The organism is Novipirellula sp., from assembly GCF_041583735.1.
Lineage (GTDB): Bacteria > Planctomycetota > Planctomycetia > Pirellulales > Pirellulaceae > Novipirellula.
On the sequence record NZ_JBFHFD010000568.1, the window covers coordinates 1 to 5,687 of the forward strand.

Genomic DNA, 5,687 nt, shown 5'->3' on the forward strand with positions numbered 1-5,687 from the left:
CACACCGCCATCAACCCCACGGAACTCTCCTCGTCCGAACTTTTGCAACTCGCTCGGGCAGGAGATGCTGCGAGTGTGGGAGCGCTGCTATCAAAATATGGCAATTACATGGAGGTGATTACTCAGGCCCAGCTTGATGCGAGGGTCCGACGACGCGTCAGTTCGTCCGACGTGGTTCAAGAAACCATGCTGGAGGCGCACCGTGATTTTGAGAAATTTTCCGGTAGTACGCTGGCCGAGTTTACCGGCTGGCTACGAAAGATACTGATCAATAATCTCGCCCGCACGGTGGAAACTCACCTGTTGGCGGCGAAACGGGACGTTCGCCAAGAACGATCACTCGAGGATGCCAATGACGCCTTGAGCCGGTCCCATCTGCGAATTGAATCGATGCTTTCGGATCATGCACGATCGCCTGCGTCCGAAGCGGATCACCAGGAATCACTCGTGGAAATGGCCAATGCGATCGCCGACCTGCCTACCGAATATCGAGAAGTGATTGTGCTGAGGCACATCGAGGGACTGCCATTTAACCGTGTCGCCGAGCGAATGAAGCGAACCCCCGGAGCGGCCCGCATGCTTTGGATGCGGGCCATCGAACGTCTCCGCGAGACCATGAACCAACGTTGATCGAGTGAACCAAACATGCACGTTGCAACGCCCCCTGCCCTACCCTCTTGGCAACATCTACCGACCGGCATGCAAACACGGTTGGCCGAACTGTTGGATCAATACGCATGTTCACTCGAGGCGGGTAACGAAGCCCAAGCGGAACGATTGCTGCAGCAGCACCCGGAACTCAGCGAGCATCTGAATGGGCACATTGAAAGTCTCAGGCTGCTTTGTCGCCCTGTTCACAAAACGCCGACCAGGCCAACGGACCTTGCTGCAGACCCCACCGAATTTGGCCGCCAATCGCAGCTCGGCGACTACCGTATCGAGCGTGAAATCGGCCGTGGCGGAATGGGCGTGGTCTATGCGGCAACGCAACTTTCGTTGCAGCGCAGTGTTGCCTTGAAAGTGTTGCCATTTGCCGCGGTCTTGGACCAGCAACAAGTCGCACGTTTTCGTAACGAAGCCCAAGCGGCAGCCTCGTTGCATCATCCTAACATTGTGCCGGTGTTTGCCGTCGGCTGCGAGCGTGGCGTTCACTACTACAGCATGCAGCTGATCGATGGACAAACGCTTGAACAAGCGATCAAAGAGATGCGGCATCAGCAAAAAGCCCGTCCGCTATCGCAGCTTCATCACGCCGGCGACGCTTTCGCGGCCGACGACCTGAGTGACGTGGCCTTTAACACGACCATCGGTGTTTCCGCGAACGCCCTGGCCAGCGATGCGTTGTCCAAAGCACGCACCGGCGGAACCTCGCACGCGGTCGCGTCCCCATCGCGAAGCCCCTTCGCCAGCACGGCAATCAACACCGCCGAAACCGTCCGCAATCGCGATTTTGTGCGTTCGACGGTCCAGATCATTATCGACGTCGCCGGCGCACTCGATTACGCGCACCAACAAGGCGTGGTGCATCGCGACATCAAACCATCCAACCTGCTGGTCGACGCGGCTGGCAAGGTATGGGTCGCCGACTTTGGCTTGGCTCGTTGTCGCGGCGTCAACAATCTGACCGCCCACGGCAATATCATCGGCACCGCTCGCTACATGAGTCCCGAGCAGGTCGCCGGACGGTCACAAGAAGTCGATCACCGCACCGACATCTATTCGCTTGGCATCACGTTGTATGAATTATTGACGCTGCAGCCCGCCTTTGCAGCAACCAACCGCGAACAATTACTTAGTGCAATCGAATCACACGATCCTCCATCACTTCGCCGGCTGAACCCGGCGATCTCAGTCGACTTGGAAACGATTGTTGGTAAAGCGATTGCCAAATCAAAAGACGAGCGTTACGCCACCGCGGGTGAATTAGCCGAAGATTTACGTCGTTTTCTGGACGGCCGTCCCACTTTGGCGCGGCGTCCCACGCTTGTCGACCGAGCATTCAAATGGGCGATGCGTCGACAAGGGCTGGTGTGCTCGGCGTTGGCAATTTCGCTGACGCTCGGGATTGCGATGTCCGTGGGAATGCTGCTCGTATCGCGGCAAAGCAAGCTGAAGGACGAAGCCACCGTAAGAGCTCAGCTGCATCTGGACCAAGCGCATCATGCAGTCGATCGCTTCAGTGGCAAGTTCTCACAACGACTGGCCGAGATCCCCGGCACCGATCAGTTGCGAGCCGAGATACAGCACGAAGCCGAACGATACTATCTGGACTTCCTGCGTTACGCCAAGCAAAGCACGCACATGCGATCCGAGCTTGCCAAAGTGCGGTATCGGCTCGGAGCACTGCAGACTCGATTGGGAAAATTCGAGGACGCGGAACTTCATTATCGGCAAGCCATCGCTGACTTTACCGCTCTGGCCAATCAGGGGCAAAGCACCGAGTCGGATCAAGCCGACTTGGCACTCTGCTTTCATAATCTAGCGGCGCTGCGAAAGGACCAGGGACGCTACAGCGAAGCCTTAGAAGGTTATCAACAAGCGACAACGTTACTTGAGACGCTGCTCGCTAGCCACAAGAACCAATCGCGATTTTTCCGTCAGTGGGCCATGACGCAGACCAACCTGGGATCTTTGTTGTGGGTCTGCGGAAATGCCGAACAGGCTGACCGATTGTTAATGGATCTGCAGCAACAACTTGAAAACGTATCGCGTCGACACGACGAAGACCGCGGCACACGCCAGCAGTTATTTGAATGCCGGAATGCGCGGGTGGCGATGCTGATGGACCGCGATCCAGATCAAGCCGAAACGCTGCTGCAAGCCAATATCAGCGAACTTGAATCGTGGAATTTAACTCCTACTGAAGACGCAGTCCGCGAAAGCGACGAACGGCTCGCCGCATGGCAACCCTCGCCGCTGTGCCAATTAGCGATCGCACGTAATAACTTGGCTACCTTGTGGGGCCAACGAGGCGACGTCACCCAAGCGATCAAATTGGTGCGTGCGTCGATTGCAGCACTGGAAGTCGAAACCGACCACGGCAACCCTGTCTCACGCCAACATCTCGCCGTGGCCCATAACAACCTTGGCCAATTGCTTTGGAACCGTGAACCCAACGAATTGGCGACACAGGAGTTTATCAGGGCCGAAGCGATCCTGAGGCGTAACTTGGTATCCGAGACCGCCCCTGCCGATACACTCAGCCGACTGGCGGGCGTGCTGCATAACCGTAGTGTCATCGACCAACATCAAGGCAAAATGGAAAACGCAGTTCAGCATTTGACCGAAGCAATGGAGTTTCAATCGCTTGCTGTGCGAAAGGCTCCGTACAACGCGAGTTACCGGGAAAGTTTAGAGAGCCACCGCGAACAACTAGACCAAATCCTGCATCAGATCCAGGATCAATCTGGCACAACGAGCACCAACGTCGATTGGAAAGCCGAAGCGAGAGTCTTACAGCCGATGCAAGCTCCTAACCAACCGACAACCGGCATTCGCGATCACGCCGATTCGGGCAACGAAAAGGAAGGGAACGTCAATGGCTCGGCATGATTGGAAGAAAACAGCGACAGCCAAACGCCAACGTTCGTTTCTTGGTTTAATCGAGCGATTGGAAACGCGTGCGTTATTGGCTGGCGACGAATGGAGCATTGCAAGCGAACCCGCCCCAAATCCATCAACGTCACTGCACGATCTGGTACAGATCGCTGCACCTGCGTACGTGCGTCAGATGACCCTCGGCCGGCCGGCTCCAACTCAGCCCCTGCAGCCACCGCTCGATCACCGGAACGAGTCGCATGAATCGGATCCGCCCGGCCGTCCAACAGAAACGGATTCGTCAAACCGCGACCAAGCGATCGTGGAATGGGACCAAGACTCACCGGGCATGACCGAAACCGAAGACAGCGAACCAGCCGATAACGGATCCCCCGCTGTATCTCCGGATGATTTGGACGATACGGGAGCAACCGTGACGGACCAAACCAATTACAACTCGCCCGAAAGAGCACTAATGCCCGTGCTGCCAATCCAACGTGCTGAACGTGCGAAAATCGACACGCCTTCTGCAGCGATGATCACGCTGGTCAGCCCGCCTCAGTCGACAAAACCGCTGCAATCAAGCTCGCTGACGGCGTCGGATCTCAACGCCCACGTCAGCTACATCGATGACGATTTCCACTATTTTGAGCAAAGAGTCGCCCGCGGGTCGGCATCCGTTGCCTCGCTTTCGTCCGAGCCCTTGGCGAACCATGCCGCGGTGGACAGCTTCATGGCGATGTCGATGCTCGGGCCGAGCGGGACGGAGGACCAAGATCACGGCTCGGCAAAAACCGCGACGAACCTCCGCAATTCGGCGTCCAATCCGACCCGGCGATTGCAAACGTCACCGGTCACACACGAACAGGTGGCGATCATTCACCCGCACAACACGACTCCGCAACCGACCGCCACTTCGGTCCGCTTTGGATCGTTGCCAATGGTCACGCTACTGCATTCGGTCATGCTGGCGGGGCAGATGGTGCTAAACAGTACTGCTGAGCAGATACAGGGAAATTCGTCTCACGACAAACCGTCACCATGCGACCAATTCGTTGACGACCATGATGCTGCGACGCAAACCGCGATGACCTGCACCGCCCCGGCCGGCTCGGCATCGGCAACGACCACCCCAGATCCATGTAGCCCAGATCCACGTAACCCCGTGTCTTGGCAAAACAGCACGCTGTTTACCGTCGTGTGTGCATCCCTGAGTTTGCCTCATTCGCTCGCCAAGCGAACCAAGCCCTTACAATGGACATGGCTTCCGCTTGGTCGCAAATCGCAGGACTAGCGTTTGAGTTCGCACGCATTGACGTTGATCAGCGAATCTCGCGTCTCGCGTGCGGGCGATCAAGTAATCGAGTTCTAACCCGACACCGCCTGCGGGCTGGGCCTGTCCATCTACAAATTACGTAGTTCTCGGCCGAGGCATTGCCGAGCTTCATTGACGATCTTTTGATCTTCGCTGGGCACTTCGGCTGGTGTACTTTGAGCTTGTGAGGGAGTCGAACTCGAGTTGGTTTGCCGCGATGCTGACACAGGTGAAACGTCTGTCGCAAACATGGCCGTCAACAATGACAGAGCGAGGGATGAACGAAACATCGTAGTGCTTTCCTTTTCTTCGGAGTTTTCAGAGAGGTGATGAATTCGGGTTCGTCCAAGAACTCGACGAAGCGGAAACGATGCACGCGGTGTGCCATATCGCCGCACCCTCTAAAACCGAGCTTATTGACGCATTGCGTCCGCTTTCAGACGCCCAAGTGAAGCAAAAGTTTGCAGCATGTGCTAAATACTGCAGACTCGCCGTTGCGTCGGTCTACCGGACAAGATCGTGTCTGATTCCCTTGTTTCGTATGCGTCACCAAATGCAACAGACGAAGCAAACTGCAATTTTGGCCAATTAGCGAGGCATTCGGTAAATGGCGATCGTAGGCGTCACAAATTCATCGGGAGGATAGTGCAACAACTCCACGATCAATTGGTCCCGATATCGGCGACCTTGCGTTTCTGGCGGCTTTTCCCACCCCAATCTTCGTTGCAAGACGATCTCGATAACACCGGTGTTTGCGTTCGCCTGCGGCGTTTCCCGCGATTGAATCATTTGCTCCAAAACCTGCGGATCGGGATCACGAAGCTTGAATTGAAAA

General features: G+C 56.2%; 5 protein-coding genes. 3 read left to right on the top strand and 2 right to left on the bottom strand.

Translation table 11 applies throughout. The annotated features are described in order from the left end of the window. From ABX962_RS28440 to ABX962_RS28450, 3 genes are all read left to right on the top strand, one after another. On the top strand, positions 1–630 hold a 630-nt coding region (locus ABX962_RS28440; RefSeq protein WP_372724538.1), incomplete at its 5' end, for a sigma-70 family RNA polymerase sigma factor. Positions 631–645: 15 nt separating this feature from the next. Further along, positions 646–3,552 (top strand): protein kinase, encoded by a 2,907-nt coding sequence (locus ABX962_RS28445; protein ID WP_372724540.1) that lies wholly within the window; start codon positions 646–648, stop codon positions 3,550–3,552. Beyond that, positions 3,539–4,831 (top strand): hypothetical protein, encoded by a 1,293-nt coding sequence (locus ABX962_RS28450; RefSeq protein WP_372724542.1) that lies wholly within the window; start codon positions 3,539–3,541, stop codon positions 4,829–4,831. The genes ABX962_RS28445 and ABX962_RS28450 overlap by 14 nt, the downstream gene beginning before the upstream one ends. 110 nt (positions 4,832–4,941) lie before the next feature. Here ABX962_RS28450 and ABX962_RS28455 read toward each other — a convergent pair whose 3' ends face one another. Both ABX962_RS28455 and ABX962_RS28460 read right to left on the bottom strand, forming a co-directional pair. Then, positions 4,942–5,142: a hypothetical protein gene (locus tag ABX962_RS28455; protein ID WP_372724544.1), complete on the bottom strand. Its 201-nt coding sequence runs from the start codon at positions 5,140–5,142 to the stop codon at positions 4,942–4,944. Positions 5,143–5,440: 298 nt separating this feature from the next. Further along, positions 5,441–5,687 (bottom strand): hypothetical protein (locus tag ABX962_RS28460; RefSeq protein ID WP_372724546.1); only part of this gene is annotated, 247 nt, incomplete at its 5' end.